The organism is Marinobacter sp. MDS2 (assembly GCF_030718085.1).
Taxonomy (GTDB): domain Bacteria; phylum Pseudomonadota; class Gammaproteobacteria; order Pseudomonadales; family Oleiphilaceae; genus Marinobacter.
Genome location: NZ_JAVAJF010000001.1, coordinates 1555608 through 1580030, shown reverse-complemented (window position 1 = coordinate 1580030; position 24423 = coordinate 1555608). Strand labels below are relative to the sequence as shown.

The 24423-nt window shown below is 56.3% G+C and carries 23 protein-coding genes and 1 pseudogene; 8 read left to right on the top strand and 16 right to left on the bottom strand.

Annotated elements, in window-relative coordinates; translation table 11 throughout:
* The first annotated feature begins 104 nt into the window (after positions 1–104).
* Complete coding sequence (locus tag Q9245_RS07525) at positions 105–596, top strand: asparaginase domain-containing protein (protein ID WP_305896549.1); 492 nt, start codon at positions 105–107, stop codon at positions 594–596.
* Here the strand turns inward: Q9245_RS07525 and Q9245_RS07520 are convergent.
* The 9 genes and pseudogenes from Q9245_RS07520 to Q9245_RS07480 all read right to left on the bottom strand — a co-directional run bounded on the left by Q9245_RS07520 (position 593) and on the right by Q9245_RS07480 (position 8895).
* On the bottom strand, positions 593–1294 hold the full coding sequence (locus Q9245_RS07520; protein WP_305896548.1) for a pseudouridine synthase: 702 nt from the start codon (positions 1292–1294) through the stop codon (positions 593–595). The two genes, Q9245_RS07525 and Q9245_RS07520, sit on opposite strands and share 4 nt — an antisense overlap.
* Entirely contained in the window at positions 1294–2322 is a 1029-nt protein-coding gene (locus tag Q9245_RS07515) for a metal-dependent hydrolase (RefSeq protein ID WP_305896547.1), read from the bottom strand. Before Q9245_RS07515 ends, Q9245_RS07520 begins: the two co-directional genes overlap by 1 nt.
* Before the next feature lie 123 nt (positions 2323–2445).
* Positions 2446–2529, bottom strand: a pseudogene (locus tag Q9245_RS15960) (PEP-CTERM sorting domain-containing protein); the annotation flags it as partial.
* 761 nt (positions 2530–3290) lie between these two features.
* Positions 3291–4526 (bottom strand): lytic murein transglycosylase, encoded by a 1236-nt coding sequence (locus Q9245_RS07505; protein ID WP_371824792.1) that lies wholly within the window; start codon positions 4524–4526, stop codon positions 3291–3293.
* 143 nt (positions 4527–4669) lie between these two features.
* Complete coding sequence (phoR, locus tag Q9245_RS07500; RefSeq protein ID WP_305896544.1) at positions 4670–5989, bottom strand: phosphate regulon sensor histidine kinase PhoR; 1320 nt, start codon at positions 5987–5989, stop codon at positions 4670–4672.
* Positions 5990–6039: 50 nt separating this feature from the next.
* Positions 6040–6732 carry a phosphate regulon transcriptional regulator PhoB gene (gene phoB, locus Q9245_RS07495; protein WP_305896543.1) on the bottom strand — a complete coding sequence of 231 codons (693 nt, stop codon included), beginning with the start codon at positions 6730–6732 and terminating at the stop codon, positions 6040–6042.
* A 106-nt stretch (positions 6733–6838) separates the two neighbouring features.
* Positions 6839–7723, bottom strand: a complete 885-nt coding sequence (ubiA, locus tag Q9245_RS07490) for a 4-hydroxybenzoate octaprenyltransferase (protein ID WP_371824791.1) — start codon at positions 7721–7723, stop codon at positions 6839–6841.
* Positions 7724–7790: 67 nt separating this feature from the next.
* The gene (locus Q9245_RS07485; protein WP_305896541.1) at positions 7791–8357 is read right to left on the bottom strand and encodes a chorismate lyase; all 567 of its coding nucleotides are present in this window, start codon (positions 8355–8357) and stop codon (positions 7791–7793) included.
* The gene (locus Q9245_RS07480; RefSeq protein ID WP_305896540.1) at positions 8338–8895 is read right to left on the bottom strand and encodes a hypoxanthine-guanine phosphoribosyltransferase; all 558 of its coding nucleotides are present in this window, start codon (positions 8893–8895) and stop codon (positions 8338–8340) included. The genes Q9245_RS07485 and Q9245_RS07480 overlap by 20 nt, the downstream gene beginning before the upstream one ends.
* Before the next feature lie 271 nt (positions 8896–9166).
* On the opposite strand from Q9245_RS07480, the gene Q9245_RS07475 reads away from it, so the two are divergent.
* From Q9245_RS07475 to Q9245_RS07465, 3 genes are all read left to right on the top strand, one after another.
* Positions 9167–9334 (top strand): rubredoxin, encoded by a 168-nt coding sequence (locus Q9245_RS07475; protein ID WP_114335399.1) that lies wholly within the window; start codon positions 9167–9169, stop codon positions 9332–9334.
* Between the two features lie 16 nt (positions 9335–9350).
* Positions 9351–10508, top strand: a complete 1158-nt coding sequence (locus tag Q9245_RS07470) for an FAD-dependent oxidoreductase (RefSeq protein WP_305896539.1) — start codon at positions 9351–9353, stop codon at positions 10506–10508.
* A 143-nt stretch (positions 10509–10651) separates the two neighbouring features.
* Positions 10652–11512, top strand: a complete 861-nt coding sequence (locus tag Q9245_RS07465; protein WP_305896538.1) for an acyl-CoA thioesterase II — start codon at positions 10652–10654, stop codon at positions 11510–11512.
* Here Q9245_RS07465 and Q9245_RS07460 read toward each other — a convergent pair.
* The 3 genes from Q9245_RS07460 to Q9245_RS07450 all read right to left on the bottom strand — a co-directional run bounded on the left by Q9245_RS07460 (position 11479) and on the right by Q9245_RS07450 (position 15754).
* Positions 11479–14034: an EAL domain-containing protein gene (locus tag Q9245_RS07460; protein WP_305896537.1), complete on the bottom strand. Its 2556-nt coding sequence runs from the start codon at positions 14032–14034 to the stop codon at positions 11479–11481. The genes Q9245_RS07465 and Q9245_RS07460 overlap by 34 nt on opposite strands.
* Before the next feature lie 106 nt (positions 14035–14140).
* Positions 14141–14587 carry a flavodoxin gene (locus Q9245_RS07455; RefSeq protein WP_305896536.1) on the bottom strand — a complete coding sequence of 149 codons (447 nt, stop codon included), beginning with the start codon at positions 14585–14587 and terminating at the stop codon, positions 14141–14143.
* A 69-nt stretch (positions 14588–14656) separates the two neighbouring features.
* A complete protein-coding gene (locus tag Q9245_RS07450; RefSeq protein WP_305896535.1) occupies positions 14657–15754 on the bottom strand; it encodes a GGDEF domain-containing protein in 1098 nt (365 codons plus the stop codon).
* 193 nt (positions 15755–15947) lie between these two features.
* On the opposite strand from Q9245_RS07450, the gene Q9245_RS07445 reads away from it, so the two are divergent.
* A complete protein-coding gene (locus tag Q9245_RS07445) occupies positions 15948–17513 on the top strand; it encodes an inorganic phosphate transporter (protein WP_305896534.1) in 1566 nt (521 codons plus the stop codon).
* Between the two features lie 106 nt (positions 17514–17619).
* Positions 17620–17886 carry a hypothetical protein gene (locus tag Q9245_RS07440; RefSeq protein ID WP_305896533.1) on the top strand — a complete coding sequence of 89 codons (267 nt, stop codon included), beginning with the start codon at positions 17620–17622 and terminating at the stop codon, positions 17884–17886.
* Positions 17887–17945: 59 nt separating this feature from the next.
* Here the strand turns inward: Q9245_RS07440 and panP are convergent, their stop codons facing one another.
* The 4 genes from panP to Q9245_RS07420 form a co-directional block, all read right to left on the bottom strand.
* On the bottom strand, positions 17946–19625 hold the full coding sequence (gene panP, locus Q9245_RS07435) for a pyridoxal-dependent aspartate 1-decarboxylase PanP (RefSeq protein ID WP_305896532.1): 1680 nt from the start codon (positions 19623–19625) through the stop codon (positions 17946–17948).
* Positions 19626–19822: 197 nt separating this feature from the next.
* On the bottom strand, positions 19823–20173 hold the full coding sequence (locus tag Q9245_RS07430) for a DUF503 domain-containing protein (protein WP_305896531.1): 351 nt from the start codon (positions 20171–20173) through the stop codon (positions 19823–19825).
* Positions 20174–20382: 209 nt separating this feature from the next.
* On the bottom strand, positions 20383–22089 hold the full coding sequence (locus Q9245_RS07425) for an isovaleryl-CoA dehydrogenase (protein ID WP_305896530.1): 1707 nt from the start codon (positions 22087–22089) through the stop codon (positions 20383–20385).
* A 2-nt stretch (positions 22090–22091) separates the two neighbouring features.
* On the bottom strand, positions 22092–22721 hold the full coding sequence (locus Q9245_RS07420) for a TetR/AcrR family transcriptional regulator (protein WP_305896529.1): 630 nt from the start codon (positions 22719–22721) through the stop codon (positions 22092–22094).
* Between the two features lie 269 nt (positions 22722–22990).
* On the opposite strand from Q9245_RS07420, the gene Q9245_RS07415 reads away from it, so the two are divergent.
* Positions 22991–23212, top strand: coding sequence for a hypothetical protein (locus tag Q9245_RS07415; protein WP_305896528.1), 222 nt, complete (start codon positions 22991–22993; stop codon positions 23210–23212).
* Between the two features lie 152 nt (positions 23213–23364).
* Positions 23365–24396 carry a porphobilinogen synthase gene (gene hemB, locus Q9245_RS07410; protein WP_305896527.1) on the top strand — a complete coding sequence of 344 codons (1032 nt, stop codon included), beginning with the start codon at positions 23365–23367 and terminating at the stop codon, positions 24394–24396.
* Positions 24397–24423: the final 27 nt, after the last annotated feature.

Below are 24423 nucleotides of genomic sequence, written 5' to 3'. Positions count from 1 at the left end.
ATGGCTTAAGAGGGTTATGAATAACGGAATTCCAGGCCTGCGTCAGGAGAGGCGCGCTGATATAGTAGCTGCCCAAACCGATGAACAACGAAATTGAGTAGCCTATGATTCAGATTCTGACCACTGGCGGCACCATCGATAAGGTGTACTTCGATGCCAATAGCCAATTTGAAATTGGCGATAGCGTGTTGCCGGAACTGCTGACCGAGTCCAACATTCATGGCGGTTATGCTCTGCGTGAATTGATGCGAAAAGACAGTCTCGAGCTGACAGATGAAGACCGTGCGGCCGTTCTTGAGGCGGTGAACGAAACTTCCAGTCAGCGGATACTCATCACGCATGGCACAGACACCATGGCCACAACCGGAGAGGTGTTGAAGCAAGCTGCCGGTAAAACGATCGTGCTGACGGGTGCCATGCAGCCTGCGCGAATGCGCCGAACCGACGCTATCTTCAACATCGGCTTTGCCTGGTCGGCTGTGCAGCTGCTGCCACCTGGCGTATACATAGCCATGAACGGAGAGATCTTTGAAGCCGGTGCGGTACGAAAAAATCTGGCAGCGCAGAAATTCGAGCGCACCGGTGGCGCCGGTTAAGCCCGCCCGGTAATAGAGCGAATTTCGTTTTCGGTCAGTTCCCGGTATTGGCCCGGCGCCAATGCCGGATCCAAGGTGATTGTACCGATTCGCAAGCGGTGCAGCCCTGTCACGTGATTGCCCACTGCCGCCAGCATACGTTTCACCTGGTGGTAACGCCCTTCGTTTATGGTCAGCTCAATCGCTGCGTCAGAACACACTCTCACCGTCGCCGGGAGGGTGGGTTTGTTTTCGTCTTTGAGCATAACTCCCGCTTCCAGCTGCGCCCGGGCCTCGCTTGAAAGGGGGGCGGCCAATTGAACCTGATAGGTTTTCGGGCAATCGCGCCGGGGGGAGGTGACCTGGTGCGACCACTGGCCATCGCTGGTTAGCAGTAACAGCCCAGTAGTGTCCTTATCCAGCCGGCCGGCGATATGGACTTGCGAGGCCAATGGTGATGGAAGCAGATCAACAGCCGTAGGTTGACTGTTATCGGTGGTGGCGCTGATGACACCATCGGGCTTGTTCATCATCAAATAGAGCTCACCCGGTAAATGAAGTTCGGAGCCATCCAGTTCAATGGTTGCGCCCACAGCCACCTGCAAGTTCGCTGAGCGGGCGGGAACACCATCCACGTATACTCGCCCTTGGCTGATGACTTTCTTTGCGTCTTTGCGCGAGAGTGCCGTGCTGGTTGAAAGGTATTGATCCAGACGCATTAGCAGTCGCCTCCGTCCAACGGTGCGCTGAGTGTACGGAGGCACAGAGCCGGTGTTTGGCCGGTCAGCCGCGACCAAAGCACAGGCAGGGCGGCTGAGTTCATGGTTGGGCGAGGAAGCTGTCCGCTGGGAAGCGCCGTGAGATTGGAGCCGTTTAGCTCGGCCAGCGCGAAGGTGAAGGGATGCGCGCCGGGTATACCGAGGCGGATATCGGTCGCGGTTATTTGTTGCCCGTTGAGCTCATAGTGAAGGAATCCGTTGGTAAACCATTCCAGCCGTTGGGCTTCCGGAAGCTGAGAAACTGACCGGGCGAGCTCGGGATTGCGGGGAAACTGCTCCAATGTTAATGCGCTATCTCCATCAAAAAAGCCCGTCACGATTTCCACGCGCCTGTCATCGTTGATGGCTGTCGCCCGCCACAGGACAGTGTTGAAGGGCATCGGCTGCACCATCAACGCGGAGTCGTTCAGGCCCGCAGCAGCGAGAGCCGGTTTGACCCGTTCGGTAATCAGGTGCTGAGCGGTAACGGTCCAGCCGAGATACAACGAGGATACCAACAAACCCAACGCGAGCGCTTTTGGCGCGGGTGGGCGAATCAGGAATCCCAGGCAGCCAAGGAGCAGCGGCAGCGTGTAGAGCGGATCAATGATGAAAATGCTGTTCACGGCAAGCGGCCCGCCGAATGGCCAGAATAATTGGGTACCGTAGGTGGTAAAGGTGTCGAGCAGCGGGTGAGTGAGCAGCACCAGCCCGACCAGCGTCAGCCATCGTCGGAAGGACAACTGAGGCTGCCAGCGGGACAGCCCCCAGGCAATCAGCAGAGACAGCGGTGCCAACACCAACAGTGAATGGCTAAAACCCCGGTGTTGGGTGAAGTTGGCAACAGCGGTGCCGTAGTCGATCAATATATCCAAATCAGGCAGAGTGCCGAGAGCAGCGCCGGTCAGGAGAGCCGTTCGACCGAGGGTCTTGCCTGCAACCGCGCCCGCAAGTGAGGCACCTAAAGCTATTTGAGTGATCGAGTCCATGGCGTCCGGATAACATCGTTGGTGTAGATACCAATATTATGCGCGGATTCGATCAGGACTTCACGGAGGAAGGCAAAGACCCACGGGTGGCAACGAATGCCACCCGTGGGTCAGACAGCTTATTCAGGCTTTCTTGCGACGAGATATGCCAAGTCCGGCTAGGCCTAATCCTAAAAGAGCCAGTGTGCCGGGCTCTGGGACAGAGGCGACAACATTTTTAGCAGTGATGGTCGCTTCTATGGTTTGGGCTAAGGTGCAGCCTTTGCCGCCGCAGGAGTCAGCAACTGTGGCAAACTCGATACCAAATATCGACCCATCACTTAAGGTAATGTCACTGGGTTGTCCGCCAAGACCAAAGGTCAGGCCGCCTGCTCCACCAAACCCGATCAACCAGCCCCAAGCGGCCCCTCCGAGACCGGTTCCACTTGCATCAACTGCGGCGGGTGAGGAAAAGGCTAAAGTTGCATTAACAAAGCCACCGATGGCGCCCCAGCCCGAAGCGGGGCCATAAAGCACGGCGTCAAAGAAATCAAAGGTGTAGCTATCGCCAGCCGCCAAGCTGAAAATCTGGTTGTCCAGATTGGCGTCGAGCGTCAGATTTACTGAGCATCCTGAGCAGAGTGAGAGACCGGCTGAGTTCACTGAGGAATTCGGACCGTCGACATCAAAATTCAGAGTGGGAACAGCGAAGCTGTTGGCGCTAAATGTTAATGCGGCAGCAACCAGAGCGCTGCCAATTAAACGACATATCATGGTAAATCTCCTCCTTGTCGCCCCATTTGCCTGGAATAGTAAGAGCTCGGGGCATTCCAACCTACTGCACAAGATGATTGGGGTGTTTGTTTTTTACTGCGAGGAGGAATTAGCAACAGCCATGGCGTTATATGCAACGTAATGATTTTAAGGAATTGATTGTTTTTGTTGTCCGCGCCGAACGGTTGGAGTGTAATAAATGCTGACACTCGCACTCAGTTGTCAGCCTGAATTCCGAGCTTCTTAAGCAACTGCGCTGAGGGGAAGCCATCAGCAATCATGCCTTCGGATTTCTGGAACGCGCGAATGGCTTTTCGGGTGTTGGAGCCCAGAATGCCGTCGGCTTTCCCGCTGGGGTAGCCTTTGTCGCTCAGGGTTTCCTGAAGCTGGATCACCTGGTCCCGTGACAGCGCAGGCTGATCCTCCGGTGGCGGGTTCTTCAGCCCGCCGGCACCGGCAATGCGGTCGGCAAGGTGGCCGACGGAAATCGCGTAAAATTCGGAGCGGTTCCAGCCCATGATCACGCGGAAATTGTTATACGCCAGAAAGGCCGGGCCTTGATGCCCTGCAGGAACCACCAACGCTGCGCTGATGGGTTCGTCGTCAAGAGCCTGGCCGTAGACGTCAGTGATGCCCAGTTGATTCCATTGGCTCAGGGGCAGTCGGCGGCCATCGGCCAGATTGAAATCGAAATTGCGAGGGATCAGCACTTCACGCCCCCAACGATAGTCACCGTCCCAGCCCATGGACTGGAGGAAACGGCCCGCGGACATCATGGCATCCGGCAGACTGTTCCATAGGTCTCTTCGGCCATCGTCGTCGGCATCAACCGCGTGCTTCAGGAATACCGTGGGCATGAACTGCACGTGGCCCATAGCGCCGGCCCAGGAGCCTTCCATCTGCTCGAGCGGAATGGCGCCTTCGTCGATGATCTGTAACGCGGCGACAAACTGTTCGGTGAAAAAGGTGGTGCGTCGAGGATCGCAGGCCAAGGTGGCGAGTGCGCTGGGCACCTGCATTTTGCCGAAATAACTGCCGAAGTTGGTTTCAAGGCCCCAGAAAGCTAAAAGGTAAGGGGCTGGAACGCCCGTTGCGTCCGTTACTCGAGCTAGCAGTTCATTGTGCTCTTTAAGCAGCTCCCGGCCTTTGGTTATGCGGGCTTCATTGACTCTGCGATTGAAGTAGTCCGCGAAGGTGGTGGTGAACTCGGGCTGACGGCGATCCAGTTCAATGACGCGCTCCAGATACTGAACTTCAGCCAGTACCGAGGTTGCCGTACTTTCGCTTACGCCCGCCTGAACGGCCCTACTGTGCAGTGTACCTTTGCACTCCGCGAATGCGTTTTGGGTCATTGTGGGCTCGCCCGCTGGCGCGGTTTCCGCCTGCACCGCAAGCGGCAGAGCAGATAAGGTTAGGGCGGTTATTACACGCCGCAATGTCGTCCGTGTCATGAGCTGAGCCAAAGTGAACCTCGTAAGCCTTAAATAATGAAATCAGAGTGGCCATGGTAGCGTGTTTTCCGGCCAAGGAAACACTGCCGTGATGCTGGACAGGTGACAATTGTTTAATGGGGGTGGGGCCGGTTAGGCGCCGTTTAACCCACCGTGTTCTCGGGTGGGCGCTCAACCAAGCGCTCCTTGGGGAAGTGGCAGATGAATCTGCTGCCCTCACCGAGGTTGCTTTGAATTTCCAGATGGCCATCGTGATTGATCAGAACGTGTTTGACGATGGCTAGCCCAAGGCCGGTGCCGCCAGTACCCTGATGCCGGCTGGGGTCAGCACGATAAAAACGTTCCGTCAGCCGGGGGATATGCACCGGATCAATTCCGATGCCGGTGTCCTTGACCGTCAAGTGAGCCCCGTCCCGGTTGGTGGTCCATATCACTGTAATTTGACCGCCCGCGGGTGTGTATTTCACCGCGTTGAAGATAAGGTTCGAGAAAGCGCTCCGAAGCTGACTGCTGTCGCCCTGAAGCAGACGCTGGTCGGTGATTTGGATGTCGATCTGGTGGCCCTTCTCGCCACTGAGTGCTTTGGCATCGTTGCGGATCTGGTTGAGCATCACCTCAACATCGGTGGGCACCTGATCGACGGTATGTTCGCCGGTTTCAATCTTGGATAGCAGGATCAGGTCGGTAATCAGTGCCTCCATCCGGGACGATTGCGTCTGCATGGTGTGGATCGCCCGACGCCACTTCGGCGGCAGCTCCTCGACGTGATCGACGAGGGTTTCCAGATAGCCGCTGATCACCGTTAGCGGAGTGCGCATTTCGTGCGAGACGTTCCCGATAAAATCACGACGCATTTGCTCGAGTTGGAACAAACGGGTGACATCTTTCGCCACGATTAATCGGTCATCATCGCCGAACTGATTAATCTGGAATTCCAGATGAATGTGCGGCTTGGCAGGCGAATTCAGCTCCAGGGGCTCGGCGTAGTTTCGGGCTTCGAAGTAGGTCTTGAAGGCCGGGGATCGAATCAGGTTCTGTATGTACTGGCCTCGGTCAGTGCTGCGCCTGAAACCCAACAGATATTCGGCGGCATCGTTCCACCACTCCATTTCACCCTTGGTGTTGGTCATGATCACGCCTTCACGCATGGAGTTGGTGGAATCTTGTACCCGATTAATGCGTGAACGCAGAGTGTCCTGTTTGCTCAGGTGACCTTGATGCAGTTTGTGCAGGCTGTCGAAAATATGTCCCCACATGCCGATGCTTTGGGGTGGTTCGTCAGACGCGCTGGGGTTTCCCAGCCACTGGTAAAGGCGGCGGGCCTGTAACAACGTCCACCATAAATAGAGCGTTAGTCCGGTAAGCAGCCCGTACAGGGGAACGCCAAAGTACCAGCCAATCAGCGTGGTTCCGGTGATGCCCGCTAAAATCAGGCGTAAATATCGGGACCAGTTATACCGCATCAATACCTGCCTGGCAGTGGTGCTTCTGATGAGTGGGAACGTCGCACGATTCAGGCCGCCTTGGTCGAAAAACGGTAGCCTGCACCGCGAACGGTTTGTACCAGATGATCGTAGTCAGAGCCAAGTGCTTTGCGCAACCGCCGGATGTGGACATCAACGGTACGCTCCTCAACATAAACGTTGCCGCCCCAGACCTGATCCAACAGTTGTGTACGGGTATACACCCGTTCTTGGTGGGTCATGAAAAACTGGAGTAAGCGGTACTCCGTTGGTCCGATGTTGAGGGGGCCTGTCGGTGTCGAAACCCGGTGGCTGACCGGGTCCAGTATGAGGCCATCAACATCAATCGGACTGTCTACGCCGGCGGGGGTCGCTCTGCGTAACACGGCCTTAAGGCGAGCCACCAGTTCCCGGGGGCTGAACGGCTTGGTGATGTAGTCGTCGGCACCGACTTCGAGCCCTTGAATTTTGTTGTCTTCCTCCACCTTTGCCGTGAGCATGATGATGGGAATGTCGGCGGTGGCCTCGTCCTTTTTCAAGCGTCGGGCAAGTTCCACCCCGCTGGTGCCGGGCAGCATCCAATCCAGCAGAATCAAGTCGGGCTGTTTGTCGACGATCAGGGTATGGGCTTCGAGGGCATCGGCAGCCTCCAGGCAATTGTAGTCGGCCATCTCCAGCGCGACGGCAATCATTTCACGGATTGACGCTTCGTCGTCAACAATCAGCACAGTCTTTCCAATCATGAGCTTCAACCTGTATCAAGCAGCGGAGTCCGTTTTTCGCCTCCTAGTATTGTTACTTGCCTATTACAGCGCGCCTTCGTTACAAGTTTATGACAGCCGTGGCTGGTTACAGCGCTAAATCCAGAACCAACCCGGCAAATACAGCGAGCCCCGCCCAATTGTTATTCAAGAACGCCTTGAAGCAGCCGTCCCGGGCGCGATCCTTCGCCAGATACTGTTGATAAACGAATAAACAGGCCATGGCTACCAAGCCTAAATAATAAAAGCTGCCGAGGCCTGCCTGATTGCCAACCAGAATCAGCACCATAACGACCAGTGTCTGGAGCACTGCGAGAATGGCACGGTCGGCATCACCAAACAGTACCGCGGTCGATTTGATGCCCACCTTCAGATCGTCATCACGATCCACCATGGCGTAAAACGTGTCGTAGGCTACGGTCCAGAGCACGTTTGCAGTGAACAGTAGCCAGGTGAGTTGGCTGAGTTCATTCGCCTCGGCGGCCCATGCCATCGGGATGGCCCAGCTAAAGGCCGCGCCCAGAAAGAGCTGGGGTAGGTGGGTATAGCGTTTCATGAACGGGTAAATGAACGCCAGAATTGCGCCGCCAAACGACAGATACAGGGTCAGCGAATTGGTGAACAGCACGACCATCAGGAACGACACCAGGCACAATCCGCCGAACAGCGCCACGGCCTCCCAGGCCTGGATACGGCCCGTGGTCAGGGGGCGGTCTTGCGTGCGTTCTACGTGCCGGTCCCATTCCCGGTCGGCAAAATCGTTAATCGCACAACCGGCGGCTCGCATCATGAACACGCCAAGCGTGAAAATAAGGATGTTGGCGACCGAGGGGCTGCCATCGCCGGCCAGCCACAGGGCCCAATAGGTTGGCCACAGCAGCAATAACGTGCCAATGGGGCGATCGATACGAAGTAGCTTGGCGTAATCGGTTAAGCGCGCATGAACGTGCTCAGGCAGAGCATTCTGCAACATGGTGGTGGTCATCCGTTCGTCGGGCGTAGAGGTGAAAGCCTGATTATAGCCACCAGAACGGTGCCGGTTAAAGCGGATGATCGGTCAGGTACAGGTTGGGTAAAAGAAACTCACAGACCATGAGTGCGGTTTGGCCACAATGGAAAAGCGAGCGGCGGGCCAATTGTGGATGGTTGGCGTGTTCGGGGTTGCACAAGCCGGTTTCCAGTGGGCCTCGCACCCAATCCGGACTGCTGAACAGGTAGGCGCCCAAGGGTTTGTTGCCAAGATTCAGCAGGCGCCGGCCACGGCCTTCCAGACAGCTGACGGGGATGATGGTGCGAGCGAGCACCCAGGGGGCGCCATCACCGCACAGCTGGACTTCCCGGATCCAGGCCTTTTGTCGGCGGGGAATGGATAACCGCCGAGCTTCTTCGTCAGACGGCTCGGCGAACCCTTCCCGGATAACGTCTACCTGAAAGCTGGAGCGGCATTTTTTCTGCAGCGCTTTGGTAAACGAGCCTTCAACCTGTAACCAATGGCGAGCCGGGCCATGAACATCCGGGTTATGGAGTCCGGCAGCCGCCAGTGATCGATACCAATGGGTAGGGGGGATGGTTAACCCGGGAGCTGAATCAAAGTCCTTTGACAGCATAAATACCGGGGGCGTTACGCCAGTACCCTTTGTAGTCCATGCCGTAGCCGAACAGGAAGCGGTCCTCGACCGACAGCCCGGTGAAATCGGCTTTCAGATCGGGTTTGGCCTTGCGGTTGTGGTCTTTATCGACCAGTACGGCGGTCAGAACTTCGCTGGCACCGTGAGCTTTGCAGTAATCGGCGATTGCACACAGCGTGGTGCCTTCATCCAGAATGTCGTCAACGATCAGCACGGTGCGGTCTTTCATGTCGGCTTCGGGTTGAAGTTTCCATTCCAGGATGCCCCCGGTGGTTTCCTGCCGGTAACGAGTGGCGTGCAGATACTCGGCTTGAACGGGGAATTTAAGCCTGGGCAGCAATTGGCCTGTCAGGATAAGGCCACCATTCATGACACAAAACAACAGCGGGTTGCTGTCTTTCAGGCGATCAGTAATCTCTTTCGCCATTTTGTCGATCGCTGCACTGACTTGTTGGTCATTCACCAGGCAGTCAGCTTCAGCCATGACTTGGTTCATTTCGGCGACGGTATCGGTCATAACGGTCGGTCCTGTCTCAAAACGGCAGATTATACCGAACCGAGACGCCCGAAGGGAGAGCGGATACCATGATCGCTATGTGTAATTTCAGCTATTGGCCGGTAAAGTGGCGGAGCGCGTCGGATCCGGCATTGGTCGGGGTGGATGAGGCGGTTATGATGACGGCTGTTTTCAGGCCGAGATAATACTGGTGTGCCTGCTCGCTTGAAATTATTGATCATTGCTGTATTGTCGGACAAAATTTTCGAGATGGTTTGCTTGAGGAGCGATTATGAAAAAGTGGCAGTGTGTGGTTTGTGGGCTGATTTACGATGAAGCGGAAGGCTGGCCGGAAGACGGTATCGAGCCCGGAACCCTTTGGGAAGATGTGCCAGACGATTGGGAATGCCCGGACTGTGGCGTGGGTAAGGAAGACTTCGAGATGATCGAAATCAGCTGATAGACGGAGCACAGCCATGTCACACCCAGCGCCCATTGTCATCGTCGGAACCGGACTTGCCGGGTATTCGTTGGTGAAAGAGCTGCGCAAGCTCGATAAAGACACGCCAGTCATTATGATCACCGCCGATGACGGCGTGAGTTATTCCAAACCGATGCTTTCGACAGGGTTCACCAAAGGCAAAGATGCCGATGGTTTGGCTCAGGCCGAAACAGCAGCCATGTCGGAACAGCTGAATGTTACCGTGCGTACGTTCACTACCGTGACCGGTATTGATACCGCGAGTCAGGAGCTGGTTCTGGGCGACGAGCGCCTGGCCTATGGCAAATTGGTGCTGGCCTGGGGCGCAGATGTGATTCGCTTGGGCATTGAGGGCAATGGTCCGGAGCACATCTACTCGATCAACGACCTTGTCGATTATCGCGCGTTTCGAAAAGCCCTGCACGGTGGCAAACGCGTCGCCATTATGGGCGCTGGTTTGATTGGCTGCGAATTTGCCAACGATCTGCGCAATGGCGGGTACGAGGTCGATGTGATTGCTCCGGACGCGAACGTTATGCCCAGTTTGCTGCCAGCGGCCGCAGCAAAAGCGGTCCAGCATGAACTGACCGAGTTGGGTGCACGTTTCCATTTGGGAACTGTGGTTGAGCGCGTGGATCGTCAGGCGCAGGGCGTTCGCTTAACCCTCGGCAACGGGGAAACCTTGGACGCGGATTTGGTGGTCTCCGCCGTGGGTCTTCGCCCTCGTGTTGAATTGGCGAAAGCAGCCGGCTTGAACGTTGGCCGCGGCATCACGGTGAATCGTGCGCTGGAAACCTCGGCGGCGAACGTGTTTTCGCTGGGAGACTGCGCCGAGGTAGACGGCCAGGTTTTGTTGTACGTTCTGCCCTTGATGGCGAGTGCGCGGGCGTTGGCGAAAACCCTTACGGGCCAGCGCACGGAAGTGCGTTATGGCACCATGCCGATCATGATCAAAACACCGTGCTGCCCGACAGCCGTGTGTCCACCGCCAAAAGACGCGGAAGGTGAGTGGCAGGTCGAGCAAGAGGGTTCCGATGTGAAAGCCGTGTTCAAGGCTGTTTCGGGCGATATTCTCGGGTTTGCGGTGACCGGGCGGTTTGCCGTTGAGAAACAGGCTTTGGCGAAACAGGTGCCGCCCATCCATCCGGAATAGGGGAGCGGTTGCTCAGGTGCCGGGGCAAGGCGGGAGCGCTTCTTTTCCCGATTATTATTGCGTAAAGCCTGCGCCTGAGGTAGAAAACTATTCGTAAGCTAAGGAGCTACGAAAAGCTCTCGAATGACGTGACAGGAGCGGGCATGCTGGAAGTAACCAAAAAACTGGTGGAATTGCTGGATTTGTCTCCAATCGGAGACGACCATTTCCAAGGTGACAGTGAAGACTTGGGGTTTCCCCATGTTTTTGGCGGACAGGTTCTGGGGCAGGCGCTGATGGCGGCGAGCCGCACCGTTGAAGACCGGCTTTGCCACTCGTTGCACGCGTATTTCCTGCGCCCTGGTAACCACCGTATGCCCATCGACTACGAAGTTCAGAGGGTTCGGGATGGCGGTTCTTTTGCTGTGCGCCGGGTTATTGCCCGCCAGGACGGGAAGGAGATTCTAACTGGCTCCATGTCTTTTCAGACCGCTGAAGAGGGTTTGAGTCACCAGTTCGAGATGCCCGATGCGCCCGCGCCAGAGACGCTTCGCTCCGAACAGGACCTGGGCAAGATGATTGCCGATCAGGTGCCGGAAAAAATTCGCGACATGCTCACTCGTGATCGCCCCATTGAAATACGTCCGGTCAACCCGGATGATCCGTTCAACCCTCAGAAACGGCCGCCATACCGGCAGAACTGGTTCCGCGCCGCCGGGCCTCTGCCGGACGATCCGGTATTGCAACGCTGCCTGCTGACCTATGCCTCGGATTTCAGCTTCCTGGGTACCTCGATGGCACCTCATGGTCGTTCGTTCATGAACAAGAATATGCAGGTGGCGAGCCTCGATCATTCAATCTGGTTTCACCGGGATTTTCGAATGGATGAGTGGCTGTTGTACGACAAAGACAGCCCGAGCTCTTCAGCGGGGCGTGGTTTCAATCGCGGTAATTTCTATACCAGAGAGGGGGTGCTGGTGGCATCCACCACTCAGGAAGCACTGATCCGCGACCGGCAAGGCTGATCGGCTAGCCATTCAACCATCTTGTCAAACGGCAACGGCCGGGTCAGGAAGTAGCCCTGAACCTGGTCGCAGCCCATTTCTGCCAGCAGGTTGAGAGTGGCTTCGTCCTCGACCCCTTCGGCAACAACGGTGTAGCCCAGGTTGTGGCACATGCTGATGGTGGTTTGGACGATCACTCGGTCTTCTTTCCGGTCTGATAAGTCGGTGATCAGTGAGCGGTCAATCTTTATTTCACTGGCCGGCAACTGCTTGATGTAAGACAGCGACGAGTAGCCCGAGCCGAAATCGTCAATGGACAGAGGAATGCCTGCTTTATTGAGTGAATTCAGGGCTTTCAGGGAGTTGGCCGGATCCTGCATCATCGAGGTTTCTGTGACTTCAAAAATGATTGCGCCCAGATGCGAGGGGTTATTCTCCATTTGCTGACGTACGAACAGCGCAAAATCCGGTTCCCGCAGGTTATTCGGTGAAATATTCACAGCGATACTGGCCGCAGAGCCAAGATCGACAAGGCTCCCTCTCATCTTCAACGCTTCGGATATCACCCACCGTGTCAGCGGCTTGATCAGCCCGCTCTGTTCGGCGACGGCAATAATTTCATCGGCGAATACGCTTTGTTCCCGGCCCCGCCAGCGCAGCAGCGCTTCAAAACCGATGATCTCTCGGGTTTTCAATGCCAGCTTGGGCTGTAAATGCAGCGCCAGCTCGTCGTTGTCGATGGCATGGCGGAGTTCTGATACCAGCGTCAGGCGGTCGGCGCTGTAGGAGTCACGAGACGGCTTATAGAAGGCCAGACCGCGCTCGATGGCCCGGCCAGAGCCTTCGGCAATGGCTGCCCGCCGGATCAGGGTATTGGCGTCGTTGCCATTTTCCGGATGCACCGCGATGCCGATGCGAGGCTCAAGTGGCACTTCCATGCCGAGAAACTCGATTGGCCATCGAATCTCGTCGAGGCTTTGGATCAACTTGCGTTGGGTGGCGGCCGTTTGGTTGGCGTCAACGATACAGGCGAAGGTTTGTGGGTCGAAGTGGGCCAGATAAAAGTTGGCGTTGCTGTTGGTCTCGAGTATTTGTGCGCCGGGTACGTCGCGTGCCACGGCATTGAAATGCTTTGATGCTCTCATCAGGATGGCATCGGTATTGCGATGGCCCAGGGTCTTGGTGACCGGGTCCAGATTATTAAGATGCAGCAGCACAACGCCATAGCGTTTACCGGGGTTGCTGTGGATCAGCTCGTTCAGGAGCATTTCGAAACTGCTGCGGTTCGGCAGTCCGGTAAGCGGGTAATGCAGGGCTTGATCCATCAACTTCAATTCCGCGGAGCGTCGAGCTTCCAGCGCCTTGATTTCGGCATCTCTGGCGGTGAGCTTATCTTGCCGCTCATGGTAGAGCCGTGAGGCCAACGCCAGGTTCAGCAGCAGGGCTTCCAGAACAGAGCCGATTTGCATGCCATAGGCGGTGAGAAAACTGTTGGGGATGAAGCCCATTTTGTTGGCGCCAGTGATTGCGCTGCCCAAGGTAAGCGCTCCCCAGGCCAGCGTGTAGTAAGACGCTTGCGGGTTGCCTTTGTACCACTGAATAGGCCCGAGAATGGTCAGGAACAGGCAGCTGGGGATCGCAAAGGCCACATCCAGCCGGATTGCGGTGCTGTAGTCGCCAAATAAGCTGTACGCGGCCAGCCCGAGATTCACTCCGATGACCAGCATCAGGATTCGGTTCAGGAACGGGCTGGATTGTTTCAGCCGCAGAAACACCGCGGAGAACATGCATGAGAAGGCGACGGCAAGTGGCACGACCACCGCCATTGCAACGCTCTGGATGTCGGGGCTGCGGGGCCACAGGAGCTGGTAGGTGCTGCCGTTCAGACTGGCAATCAGGATCAGATAGCCTAATGTCGACAGCACGTACAGCAAGTAAACCGGTTCTCGCAGTGCGAGAAAGACAAACAAGTTGAAGCAAATGACGGTTAGCAGTATGCCGTAATAACCGGCGTGCAGTTGGGTTTCAATGGAAGCATGTTCGAAGTATTGTTGGCGATCCCACAGTTTGAGGGGGATTTGCATTGCCCCTTGTGTTTGCGCCCGGACCAGAATGGTGTAGTGACCTTCGGCTTGCAACTGAAGGGGAAACAGGAACAGAGGGTGCTGCACGGCTCTTTCAGCGAACAGGTTTTGATCGCCTGTGCTTTCTTTTTGGATCAGCTCGCCGTTTTCAAAGACGTACAAATCGATGTGGTCGAGGGCGGGGTAGCTGATTTCGACCAGTTGGGTGCTGGCGGGGTTGGATACCGTGAACCGCAGCCAAATTTGATCCTGCGTGTAGCCAAAGTTGGCCGTTTTTTCCGGCAGCCGCTGCCAGCGCCCTGTTTCAAGGATTCTTGATGCCGTGACCTCGGCGTCGGGTGCCAGGCGGACGTAGTCCATCTCCGGAATATAAGGCGCTTTGGCTGCGAATGCTGAGGACGAGGTCGCCAGCACTAACAGCAGAATGGCCAAACATTGTGCCGAGTTCGGTAATTTCACGCGTTGCAGCTCTTATCATTCTTGTCGTTGTGCACCGAGTATGAACGCTAGCGGATGGCGGCTCAAGGCGGAAAGTGTCGTGATTTGATGCTGTTCCATTAGCGGGTCAGATTTCTTTTGCCCACTGCCTGGCCCATTCCAAGGCTTCGGTTTCCGGCTCCAGGGTTTCCAGAGCATCGATTTTAAGCGTGTCACCTACTTTACGCGCACAGGTTTCGTACAGCGCTTCTTCCATTAAATCGCCGGCACCGCAGAAGGTGTCGCCGTAGGAGCTGTCGCCGAGCACGATGATGCCGAACGGCCGGCCAGGCTGCTGAGGCAGCTGGTCTTTGAGCTCGATATAAAACGGCAGCAGGTTGGGGGGCAGTTCGCCTTGTCCGGTGGTCGAGGTGCAGACCAGAAGAGCATCGTCATTGGCGGTTATGTCTTCAAGATTGGGGTTTTCCAGAACGGACACTTTGTATCCTTCTGGCTCCAAGGTGTCCTTGATGGTCTTCGCGGTCTGTAACGCCCCGCCGTAGACGCTGCCGGTTAGGATGCGGATTGCTGCCATGGTTCTGCCTTCGCCTGAGAGTGTGGGTCATACTTGCTGACGAGATCATAGCGGCCGTGAAGGTTGCACTCAAGTCGATGAGGTCAGGGCTTTGTGCTGGCTGCGAACCCGAGGCGAAATCTGGTTTCTGCCGCTGCCTTTGGCGGTATACAGCTGCACATCGACCTGTTTGAGCAGCTCGTTGATTGAGGATGCGTTTGAGATGGAGCAAACACCTGCGCTGAGTGTCACTGGCACCGAGGCACCGTTATGGGTAAATGAGGTGTTTGCAATCTCGGATCTCAGGCGCTCGGCTAGGGCGAGGGCCTGAAGCAAGGTGGTGTCTGGTAATAACAACATGAACTCTTCGCCACCCCAGCGGGCTGCAAGGTCGGTTTGGCGTGTAACGCCGCGGGTCACCTCTGCAAAGCGTTGAAGTACCTTGTCTCCCGCATCGTGGCCGTGGTTGTCGTTGACCTGTTTGAACAGGTCCAGGTCGATCAGAGCGATGGAAAAATGATGTCCAGCTCTTTGGTAGCGTGAAAATTCCGCGTTTAACCGGTTCAACATTTCCCGTCGGTTGGCTAGCCCCGTCAATTCGTCTGTGCGGGCGGCATGTTCGTGGGCTTGCGCGAAGCTCACCAGTTTGTTCCGCGCTGACTGGCGCGTCGCTTCGAGAACAAAACAGAAAAAAGATTCAAAGGTCAGTGTGGCGAAGAAGCGAATTTTGAAGTCATTGTTGTACTCCGCGGTGATGCCGGGCAGATCGGGAAACTGAAACACGATCAATGCCGCGAGGTAACAAAACAGCAGAACAGCTGTTCCGGTTTTCAGGCTCGTTAGAAAGAACAGCAGCGGCGGTAAGGCGTAAAACCATAGCGGGCCGGTACTGCTTTCTCCGCCCGTGGCTACAAGGTACGACAGTAAAAGGGCGACAAAGGTGAGCAAGCCGGTTTTCTGGGTGCGTCGGTTACCCGTGCGAGCGAACCAGAGCATGTTCAGAATAATGGGTACGCTAAATAACCAAAGGATTACGCCGTGAGTAGAGTCACCGGAGTGCCAGGCTTTAGCGCCAATGCCAAACAAAAACAGGATAGCCATCACGGATACGGCGGACAGCAGGCGAGATACCTGCTGCTCTTCGTGCTCGGTTGAGAGCGCTTGGCTAAGTGTTAGGTTGTCATGCATTTGTGTTGTTCTTATTGACACATTTTTCGCCAGTATGCGCCAAAATTGCCAAAGATTGGAGGTGCACTTGGCTACAATGTGAAGGGTGACCGGAATCTCACTTTTGTTTCATTTTTGAGGCAAAAATTTTATAGTGCGCGCCAGATGATCTGTCAAACTCATAATGGTTAACGTAAAAGAGAGCATAGCGCTTATGGCAAGTTCCAGCGGTTATCTGGATAGTCTTCTTAGCAGCCCAACCACCGAAAGGTACCGTGTTGGCTTAAGTTTGCTTTTTCTGCTCGGTATTTGGTTGCTGGTAGGGTCGTTCAGCCATGACCTGCCCAACGGCATGTTGCTGATGGCCGCCGCAGTGATCGGTGGCTATATGGCTATCAACATTGGTGCCAACGATGTTGCCAATAATGTGGGCCCTGCGGTGGGCTCCGGCGCGTTATCACTGGGGGCCGCGGTTATTCTGGCCGCTATTTTCGAAGCGGCGGGTGCTCTGATTGCAGGTGGTGATGTGGTATCCACCATCAAGGGTGGCATCATAGATCCGACCACGCTGGACGATCCTCGCTCTTTTGTCTGGCTGATGACCGCAGCGTTATTGGCGGGTGCGCTCTGGTTGAATCTTGCCACCTGGATGGGCGCTCCGGTGTCCACCACCCACTCGATTGTAGGTGGTGTTCTGGGCGCGGGTATCGCGGCTGGAGGCTGGCAGATCGCGGACTGGGCGGTGATGGGCAAAATTGCCGCCAGCTGGGTTATTTCGCCGGTGTTGGGCGGAATGTTAGCGGCGCTGTTTTTATTCCTCATCAACAAAACCGTTCTGTATCGTCAGAATCTGGTGTCATCAGCGCGGACGTTTGTCCCCTGGCTGGTTTCGATCATGGCGTGGGCTTTCACCACCTATCTGATGGTCAAAGGCGTCAAGAAAATTGTAAAAGTCGATATTGTTGATGCCTCCTTGATCGGTCTGGCGGTGGCCGCCGCCGTTTTCTTTGCCATGCGGAATTTGGTAAGCCGTCGTGCTGCGACCATGGAGAACAGCACTGACGGCGTGAACATGTTGTTCACCTGGCCGCTGATTTGCGCTGCTGCCTTGCTCAGCTTTGCGCACGGTGCCAACGACGTGGCCAACGCGATTGGCCCTCTGGCTGCCATTAACGATGCCATTCAGGCCGGTGGCGGAGTAGTAACGTCGGCCAGCATCCCGCTTTGGGTAATGCTGGTGGGTGCTCTCGGGCTGGCGGTCGGTTTGATGCTGTTCGGTCCTCGCCTGATCAAGACCGTGGGCAGCGAGATTACCGAACTCGATAAGACTCGAGCCTTCTGTATTGCGTTGTCTGCTGCGCTGACGGTTATTCTCGCATCCCAGCTGGGGCTCCCCGTAAGCTCGACCCATATAGCCATCGGTGGCGTATTCGGTGTGGGCTTCCTGCGGGAGTATCTGAAGTCCAATTATGCGACCCAGCTGCACAAAATTATCGACGCCCACGAACCGGCCGAGCAGGAGCGCCTGAAGCCGTTCCTGGATGACTTCCGCAATGCCACACTCGAAGAGATGGAAAGTTTGCTGAAGCGCGCGAAGAAGAAAAAACAGCAGGTGCCGCTGTCTAAATCCGAGCGTAAGCGTCTGAAGAAGATCTACAAAGAAGAAATGGTGAAGCGCTCGCATCTGACCCGCATTGCGGCCGCGTGGATTATCACTGTGCCCGCATCTGCCTTGATGGCAGCCTTCCTGTTCTTTGCACTGCGGGGCATGATGGTCTGATGGCTGGCGGGGCTGGTTAGTGCCTCGCGCTTTGGCCATACTATAGGCGAAACGTTGGCGGAGCCGGTTTGTTAACTCCGCCGCTATTTACTTTCGGGAGTCAGGAATGAGTTCATCTGTTGAAAGTCATCAGGCAAAGATGATTGGGGAGCTGAGAGTTTTCATCAAGAAAGTTCTGAGTGATCCAACCATTGCGGTAAAGTCGGTGGACATCGCCCGCAAGTATAAAGGCCAAGCCGATGCTGATGAGTTGATCGCTCGGGAGATCAGCGCTAATACAACGATCCGTATACCGGAAGCGTGGAGTGATGCGGATAAGATGTTTCTGGAGATCTTGCACGAAGTGCTGGACGACGAAGACGCGCTGTATTGATTCCCTCCCCGGTTCGCCCGGAAAAGGCTGTCAGGTACCGTTCCTGACAGCTTGTCGTTTTATACCTTACCTCTGATTTTAGCTTGAGCCGGCTTCAGAACGGCATTCGCCATTTGGTGCAGAATGTCGATCTCGTCGGCAATACCTTCTGAGCTCGACAGTTCCTTTTGTTCTTTGAGAATGTCTTCCAAAATTTCGGGTGTGGTCAATGGGTTGGCCAGCACTACCCGGAATACTATGCAGGGAAAACGGTAGTAGCGCGCCGGTTCCAGCCGGGTCCGGGAGACGAAGGCTTTACCGTGTTCCCGTTGCGTTTTCTGGATAAACTTGGTGACGCGGTTCAGGCAACTGTTCATTTTCTCGGCTTGCAGCTCGTCGGCTACCGCCAAGGCTTTTTGCACGATGTCCGGGCAGTACCGGTAAGTCAGAATGTTCAGTTCGGGTTCGGTGACCAACTCGAAGTCCGGCTCTTTGGTAATCATTTCCGCGAAGAGCTTGGCTTTTTCGATGCCCTGATCAATCAGGATTTCATACCCTTCCCGGGCCAGAATTTTCAGGCCGGAATGAATCAGCATCGACATGCCCGGGCGTGATCCTTCGAGGGTGGTGCTGCCGAGATCCCGCGAGCCCTTCCGGATGATGTACTGGGCATGATGCTCAACCGCACTGGCGAGGCTAGGGTCTTTGAACACCACCAGGCCCACGCCCATCGGCACATAAAGTTGCTTGTGGGCATCAAAGGTGACCGAGTCAGCCTTTTCGATGCCGCGCAACAGGCCGCGGTAGGTGCGAGAGAACAGAGTAGGTCCACCCCAGGCGGCATCAACGTGGAAATGTGCGCCGAACTCCCGGGCGATATCAGACATGGCATCGAGGGGGTCAACGTTACCGGTTTCGGTGGTGCCAGCAACGCCACAGATCGCCATAACTTTGATTTTCTGCTTTTGCAGTTCGAGGCACTTGTCGCGCAGTGCGTCGGTTTGAATGCAGTTGTTGTCGTCGGTTTCGACTGCCACCAGCGCGTCCCGGCCCAGGCCCAGGACATCGGCAGCTTTGCGCAGGGAATAGTGGCCGCGCTTTGAAACCACGATGGCAGCGCCTTCGTAGCCGTAGTATTTCAGTGCTCTGAACAGCCCTTCTTCGTGTAGGCCGCGGAAACTGCCTTCGGCAGGGAAGGCGCGGTTGCGGGCAACCCAGAGGGCGGTCAGGTTGGCGACGGTTCCGCCAGAGCACATGGCGCCCAGTGAGTGGCGGGGGCTGTGCATCCATTTCCGGTAGAAGGAGCCGTCTTGGTCGTATACCAGCCGGTGAATCATCCCCAATACCTGGCGTTCCATCGGCGTGAACGCTTTGGAGGTTTCGGTTTTGACCAGGTTCTGGTTCAGGGCAATCATGATCTTGGACAGCGGCAGCATGAAGTAGGGCAGCGCTGAGGTCATGTGTCCGATGAAGGCCGGGGATGCGGTGTGTACGGAGTTCGCCACCAGTTTGTCGAGCAGGAACTGGGCTTGCTCGGAAACAAAAACCGGCTTTTCCGGGATGGCAGAATCGGCGAAATTCTTTTCTACGTCAGACAGGTCCCGTTCGACGGCAACGATGTGTTCCTGGAGGAAGCCGGCGAGGTTCCGGGAGATGTTTTGGTCGATGCGGCTCAGCGTGGATTCCGGCGCTTCTGGCACCGTAAAGACGCGATACATGGCCTCGACTGAGGCTTGGGCGGATTTTTTATTTCCGGTCATAGAGCCACACACTTTCAGTGATTGTCCGAGGGTTGGTTCCGGAAACCCTGCGGATGGAGGCCAGGCTTGGCCTGACACATGTACTTCTGACCTGTCTGGTAGTAGGTCATATGTCCCTGAGGGGCCGTAGTATAAGGCTTGATCTGCGTTGACGCTATGCCTTCAGCGCTCGGGATTCTCTGAGAGTGGGGGTGAGGTCAGAGAATTTCCCGGTGGATGTCGAGTATGGCGGCGTCGATGCGGTCCTGGATGTCTTTTTCGACCTGGTCGAGGCGCTGGGTGATCTGCTGGGCGGAGTCGCCCAGGGCGGCGATGGTCCAGGTGGCGCAGTCTAAGGCGTCGTGGTCGGCGGTTTCGCTGACGGCCAGGTCGGGTTCTTTGCCCCAGGTGGCTTTCATGGCGGTGAAGGCTTTGCGCTTGGCTTTTAGGTCTTCGCAGCCGTACAGCTGGAAGTGCAGGGTTAGCAGGCCTACGTGGGGGGTGATGGTGTGTTGCTGTTGTTTTGGGGTTTTGCCTTCTTTTAACAGTTTTCTCAGGGATTCCGACATATTTGGCTCAGTATGGGTGCCGGAGCAGGCGAGGATTGGCTTTCCAAAAAACGCTCCTGCGGCACATCCATGTGGCGCTTCTGCTTCGCCATCCATGGCTTCGCAAATTTTTGGAAAGCCAATCCTCGCCCGCTCTCAGACGTTGTTCGGGGAGTCCACGTGACAATCAGGATTTCTGTTGCCTGTTTAGGTCTCCTGTAATTTTCCCCCTAGCCTACTATAGGCGTTGCCCGTTTGATAATAGCCGCGACGTTGGTGCCGGACGGGAGGTTGCCGTAGTTCATGCCGCCGTTGTTTTGCAGTCGGGAGGCGCAGAAGGCGTCGGCTACGTGTTGGTTGCCGAAGCGCAGCAGTACGGATGCCTGCATGGCTAGGGCAAGGCGGTCGACGAGGTTTCTGGCGCGGTACTGGAAGTCGCTGATGTCGGAGAAGTCGGCTTGCAGTTGGGCCAGGAACTGGTCGAAGCGGCGGTCGGTGCCTTTGGCTTCGGCGGCTTCTTTGAAGAAGGCATCGAGGGTTTCGGGTTCTTTTTGGATGGCGCGCAGGGTGTCCAGGCATTGGACGTTGCCGCTGCCTTCCCAGATGGCGTTGACCGGGGATTCCCGGAACAGTCTGGGCATGATGCAGTCTTCCATCACGCCGCTGCCGCCGATGCATTCCATGGCTTCGTAGGCGTGGTTGGGGGTGCGTTTGCAGATCCAGTATTTGCCGACAGGAGTGGCCAGTCGGGCCAGTAGGCGTTCGTGTTCGCTGTTTTGATTGTCCAGAGCACGGGCGACTCGCATGGTGTAGGCGAGGGCGGCTTCGTTTTCGAGGGTGAGGTCGGCCAGCACGTTTTGCATCAGGGGCTGGTCGCTCAGGCGGGCTCCGAAGGCGCTGCGGTTGTGGCAGTGGTGGGTGGCTTGGGCAACGGCCTGGCGCATGCCGGCGGAGCTTCCGATCATGCAGTCGAAGCGGGTCATGGCGACCATTTCAATGATGGTGGGCACGCCCCGGCCTTCTTCGCCGACCATCCAGGCCATGGCGCCGCGAAGTTCAACTTCGCTGGAGGCGTTGGCAACGTTGCCCATTTTGTTTTTCAGTTGTTGGATCTGCCACGGGTTTTTGCTGCCGTCCGGGCGCCAGCGCGGCATCAGGAAGCAGGACAGGCCGTTGGTGGTTTGGGCCAGTACCAGAAAGGCGTCGCACATGGGGGCGGAGACGAACCATTTGTGGCCGACCAGTTCGTAAGCCTGGCCGGGGCCTTCGGAAGCTATGGCGTAGGCTCGGGTGGTGTTGGCGCGCACGTCGCTGCCGCCTTGTTTTTCGGTCATCGCCATGCCGATGGTGACGGCGGTTTTTTCGCGGTCGGGTAGATTGCGGCCGTCGTAGGCGTTGGTCAGGATTTTTTGTTCCCAAAGCTTCGCCAGTTCCGGTTGTTTGCGGATGGAGGGGATTGCGGCGAAGGTCATGGTGATGGGGCAGCAGTGGGCGGCTTCTACCTGCGAGTGCATATAATACTTGGCTGCCCGCGCGACGTGGGCACCTTGGCCGGGGTTGGCCCAGGGCGAGCTGTGCAAACCGTTTTCCAGTGCTGCGGTCATCAGTTCGTGGTAGGCCGGGTGAAACGTGACCTCATCTATTCTGTGGCCGTAACGATCATGGGTGCGGAAGCTGGGTTTGTTGTGGTTGGCCTGGTGGCCCAGCTCTATGGTGTCGGCTTTTCCGGCCCAGGCACCAAAGCGGCTCAGGTCTTCGTTGGCGTGGGCGGCACCTTCCCGCAATACGGCGTCCCGCAGGGCGGCGTCTTGCTCGAACAGGTTGTAGTCGGCCAGCGCTTTGGGCTGGTTGAGAACCTCGTGGGTTGCGGCCAGATAGCGATCCGGTCGGGGGGTGTCGGTGTTGCGATCGCGGGTGGTGCCTAGCGGCTTGCTCATAATCAGCTCCTGGTGCCGGTCAACCCCCTCACGCAGTAGCGAACGATGGTGTTGATCAGCGCTTCTTGATCGGTTTTTGTTGTTGGCAGTGAGGCTGTCTGCGCTGGCGACAGCGGTCCGACTAGTGATTCGGATATGGCGCCTACCAAACAGGTGCTGGTGATGCGGGCATCCTGTTCGGGTATGGAGCCTTCTGCGATGCCTTCCTGAATGGTTTGTTCAAACAGGCTGGCGTAGGCTTTTCTGTATAACAGTCGTTCTTCTTCAACTTTCGGGTCAACCGGTTCGGCAATCATTGCCCAGGCCCGGGTGGGGCCTTTCAGGGCGCGTCTGGCGAACTGGCACAGGGCATTATTCAATCGGTGCACGGCATCGCCTTCTACGGCCAGCGCTTCGGCCACCTTATCGACTTCACGTTGCGTAGCCAGCCGGAAAATTTCGGCAAACAGGTCTTCGCGGGACTCGAAGTGGCGGTAGATGGTGCCGGTTGCTACGCCCGCCAAATTTGCAATGGTCGTGATTCGAGCACTGCGGAACCCCTTTTCAGCCACGCACTGAGACGTGCATTTAAGGATGTTTTCGCGCGCCTCGGCTTTTCGCTGACGCATTTTGTCGGTTTCACGATAGGCCATGCTGCCTTCCCAAGTAGTGAATCACTGTTCATTCTTTGTGTCAATTTATGACGGCTTGATGGAGCCTAATTATGGGCTACAAAATCAATAAGTTAATCTAAATTACAAAATGTTACAAAAAATATTGAGTGAGCAAATAGCGCCGTTAAAAAAAGAGGATTATAAAGACGCCAAGACGAAGCCTTTGCGGGCTGTTCGTCGAGGCAAGTTGTGCTGGCCAGTGCATTTTGGAGCGCTGGCGGCGGGTTTTCGTTGATGGAGAAAAGCGCATGAGTGAATTCGACGAAGGCAGTTTGGAGCAGTCAGTAAGTTGGGCCGGAGAAGGCGACGACAATCATTCCGTTGCCAGCCGCGCTCGGGTCAGAGCGCAATTGCAGGCGGACATGGAGGCCTTTTTGCAGTGTGGTGGCAAAATCGAAGAGGTCGATACGACATTGAAGTCGAACACATCCCGCAAGGTGGATGCAGGTTTCAATAATCGCACGCTTTAAGGGATTTTTGTTCGGGCGGTGTTTGCCTAACCGCCCGAAATCGTGATTTGTTGCCCCCCGTCAACCGCGAGCATGACCGCAGGCCTGCAACAGGTCGCCTCCGAGGTGTATGATGGATGCTCTTCCCACGGTTCATGTTCAGGAGGTTACCTGTGTCAAAGCCGCACCAGCCGCTTTCCGGTCGAAGCTTTCCCTATACTCGTTTACGCCGTAATCGCGCCAGTGATTTTTCCCGCCGTATGGTTCGCGAAAACCAGCTGACGCCGGACAATCTCATTTATCCGGTATTTGTACTGGAGGGAGAAAACCAGCGGGAAGCCGTGCCCTCTATGCCGGGTGTCGAGCGTCTGAGCATTGATTTGCTGGTGGAGCAGGCGTCAGAACTGGTGGAGTTGGGCATTCCGGCGATCGCGCTGTTCCCGGTTGTCCCTGCCGAGCACAAGAACCTGTCGGGCTCGGGTGCTTGGGATTCCGATGGTTTGGCGCAGCGCGCGGTACGGGCGCTGAAAAAAGCACACCCTGAGCTGGGCGTGATTACCGATGTGGCATTGGATCCGTTCACCACTCACGGTCAAGACGGCATCATCGATAATGACGGCTACGTGCTGAACGACGTGACGGTGGAGGCGTTGGTCAATCAGGCACTGTCTCACGCCGACGCGGGTGCCGATGTGGTGGCACCGTCAGACATGATGGATGGCCGGGTCGCGGCGATTCGTGAAGCATTGGAATCGGCCGGTTACGTCAATACCCGAATTCTGGCCTATTCTGCCAAATATGCGTCCAGCTACTACGGGCCTTTCCGGGATGCTGTCGGATCGGCGGGTAATCTGGGCAAGAGTAATAAATCGACCTATCAGATGGACCCGGCTAACAGCGACGAAGCCATTCACGAAGTTGTCATGGATTTGGCGGAAGGTGCCGACATGGTGATGATCAAGCCGGGCATGCCGTATCTGGATATTGTGCACCGGGTCAAAACCGAACTTCAGGTACCGACCTTTGTGTATCAGGTGAGTGGCGAATACGCCATGCATATGGCTGCTGCGCAGAACGGCTGGCTTGACGGAGATGCGGTGATGATGGAAAGCCTGATGGCGATGCGCCGCGCCGGTGCCGACGGCATTCTCACTTATTTTGCCGTGCGTGCCGCCCGATTGATGAGAGAGCGCCAGCGAGCGTAAAGGACGAACAGGCCGTTCGCGCCGTAA

What these genes read in the sequence shown, in the direction of transcription:
- Q9245_RS07525 (WP_305896549.1), top strand. Translation starts at nt 105, where the DNA reads ATGATTCAGATTCTGACCACTGGCGGCACCATCGATAAGGTGTACTTC.
- Q9245_RS07520 (WP_305896548.1), bottom strand. Translation starts at nt 1,294, where the DNA reads ATGCGTCTGGATCAATACCTTTCAACCAGCACGGCACTCTCGCGCAAA.
- Q9245_RS07515 (WP_305896547.1), bottom strand. Translation starts at nt 2,322, where the DNA reads ATGGACTCGATCACTCAAATAGCTTTAGGTGCCTCACTTGCGGGCGCG.
- Q9245_RS07505 (WP_371824792.1), bottom strand. Translation starts at nt 4,526, where the DNA reads ATGACACGGACGACATTGCGGCGTGTAATAACCGCCCTAACCTTATCT.
- phoR (WP_305896544.1), bottom strand. Translation starts at nt 5,989, where the DNA reads ATGCGGTATAACTGGTCCCGATATTTACGCCTGATTTTAGCGGGCATC.
- phoB (WP_305896543.1), bottom strand. Translation starts at nt 6,732, where the DNA reads ATGATTGGAAAGACTGTGCTGATTGTTGACGACGAAGCGTCAATCCGT.
- ubiA (WP_371824791.1), bottom strand. Translation starts at nt 7,723, where the DNA reads ATGTTGCAGAATGCTCTGCCTGAGCACGTTCATGCGCGCTTAACCGAT.
- Q9245_RS07485 (WP_305896541.1), bottom strand. Translation starts at nt 8,357, where the DNA reads ATGCTGTCAAAGGACTTTGATTCAGCTCCCGGGTTAACCATCCCCCCT.
- Q9245_RS07480 (WP_305896540.1), bottom strand. Translation starts at nt 8,895, where the DNA reads ATGACCGATACCGTCGCCGAAATGAACCAAGTCATGGCTGAAGCTGAC.
- Q9245_RS07475 (WP_114335399.1), top strand. Translation starts at nt 9,167, where the DNA reads ATGAAAAAGTGGCAGTGTGTGGTTTGTGGGCTGATTTACGATGAAGCG.
- Q9245_RS07470 (WP_305896539.1), top strand. Translation starts at nt 9,351, where the DNA reads ATGTCACACCCAGCGCCCATTGTCATCGTCGGAACCGGACTTGCCGGG.
- Q9245_RS07465 (WP_305896538.1), top strand. Translation starts at nt 10,652, where the DNA reads ATGCTGGAAGTAACCAAAAAACTGGTGGAATTGCTGGATTTGTCTCCA.
- Q9245_RS07455 (WP_305896536.1), bottom strand. Translation starts at nt 14,587, where the DNA reads ATGGCAGCAATCCGCATCCTAACCGGCAGCGTCTACGGCGGGGCGTTA.
- Q9245_RS07450 (WP_305896535.1), bottom strand. Translation starts at nt 15,754, where the DNA reads ATGCATGACAACCTAACACTTAGCCAAGCGCTCTCAACCGAGCACGAA.
- Q9245_RS07445 (WP_305896534.1), top strand. Translation starts at nt 15,948, where the DNA reads ATGGCAAGTTCCAGCGGTTATCTGGATAGTCTTCTTAGCAGCCCAACC.
- Q9245_RS07440 (WP_305896533.1), top strand. Translation starts at nt 17,620, where the DNA reads ATGAGTTCATCTGTTGAAAGTCATCAGGCAAAGATGATTGGGGAGCTG.
- panP (WP_305896532.1), bottom strand. Translation starts at nt 19,625, where the DNA reads ATGACCGGAAATAAAAAATCCGCCCAAGCCTCAGTCGAGGCCATGTAT.
- Q9245_RS07430 (WP_305896531.1), bottom strand. Translation starts at nt 20,173, where the DNA reads ATGTCGGAATCCCTGAGAAAACTGTTAAAAGAAGGCAAAACCCCAAAA.
- Q9245_RS07425 (WP_305896530.1), bottom strand. Translation starts at nt 22,089, where the DNA reads ATGAGCAAGCCGCTAGGCACCACCCGCGATCGCAACACCGACACCCCC.
- Q9245_RS07420 (WP_305896529.1), bottom strand. Translation starts at nt 22,721, where the DNA reads ATGGCCTATCGTGAAACCGACAAAATGCGTCAGCGAAAAGCCGAGGCG.
- Q9245_RS07415 (WP_305896528.1), top strand. Translation starts at nt 22,991, where the DNA reads ATGAGTGAATTCGACGAAGGCAGTTTGGAGCAGTCAGTAAGTTGGGCC.